Source organism: Acinetobacter sp. 228 (genome assembly GCF_048147885.1).
Genome location: NZ_JAYWYV010000281.1, coordinates 1 through 1,349 on the forward strand (window position 1 = coordinate 1; position 1,349 = coordinate 1,349).

2 protein-coding genes are annotated in these 1,349 nt (G+C 41.0%); both read left to right on the forward strand.

Features of this window, described 5'->3' with window-relative positions:
- The coding region (locus VXQ92_RS18215) for an acetyl-CoA C-acyltransferase (RefSeq protein ID WP_416682751.1) at positions 1–750 on the forward strand (750 nt) is incomplete at its 5' end.
- Positions 751–859: 109 nt separating this feature from the next.
- Positions 860–1,349, forward strand: a 490-nt coding sequence (locus VXQ92_RS18220; protein WP_416682752.1) for an IclR family transcriptional regulator, incomplete at its 3' end; no start/stop codon positions are given.

A 1,349-nucleotide genomic window follows, 5' to 3' on the forward strand; every position in this document is an offset into this window, starting at 1 on the left:
ATTATTGCGCAGTACGGTGGTCATTCAATGCCTGAAACAGGTGATAACGTCGCAGCCGATTTTGGTATTAGTCGTGAGCAAGCAGACTTATTTGCAGCCCAATCACAAGCCAAATATCAAAAAGCGAAAGAAGAAGGTTTCTTTGCCGATGAAATTACCCCAATTGAGGTTTTCCAAGGCAAAAAATTGCCACCTAAACTCGTTTCTGAAGATGAACACCCTCGCCCAAGTTCAACTGTTGAAGCACTTACAAAGTTAAAACCGCTCTTTGAAGGTGGCGTGGTCACTGCGGGTAATGCCTCAGGTATTAATGATGGTGCAGCAGCACTTTTGATTGGTTCAGAAGCGGCAGGTCAAAAATATGGTTTAAAACCAATGGCTAAACTTTTGTCAGCAGCAGCAGCGGGTATTGAACCACGTATTATGGGTGCAGGTCCCATCGAAGCCATTAAAAAAGCTGTTGCGCGTGCGGGACTTACTTTAGATGACATGGATATTATTGAAATTAATGAAGCCTTTGCTTCACAGGTTTTATCTTGTTTAAAAGGCTGGAATGTTGATTTTAATGACCCGCGTGTGAACCCAAATGGTGGTGCAATTGCGGTTGGTCATCCACTTGGTGCCTCTGGCGCTCGTCTTAGCTTAACAGTAGCGCGCGAGTTAATTCGCCGTAAGAAGAAATATGCCGTGGTGAGTCTATGTATTGGTGTAGGTCAAGGTCTTGCGATGGTGATTGAAAACGTTTCATAACCATTGAACCCAATATCCATTCATCACAACAGCGCAGTGATGAATGGATTTATTTTGCAGAGCGAAATATAATGGCAAAACTATTGCTTTAATTATATTTGAGGATCGAATGTCTCAAAACACGGAAACTGAAAAACCAATAAATTTTGATGAGATACGTTTAGATCCTATTTCGCATATACATCGGGAAAACAACCCGCAATTTATTGCTTCTTTAGCACGCGGTTTAGAACTTTTAAGATGCTTTTCTGCAAATAATCAGGTGCTTGGCAACCAAGAATTAGCAAAAATGACAGGTTTACCTAAACCGACCATTGCACGTATTACCAATACCCTTGTGTCATTAGGTTATTTAAAACAATTGCCTAACTCGACCAAATATACATTAGATATTGGCGTTTTATCTTTAGGATATGCAGCATTATCCAACATCTCGATTCGTAATATTGCTCATCAATATATGGAAGAGATGAGCCAGTATGTTCAAGCGCCTGTAGCGATGGCAACGCGTGATCGCTTAAATATGGTGTATATCGATGTTGTGCAAATTGAAACTGCATTAAACATGCGCCGTCCAATTGGTTCAACTTTACCACTGC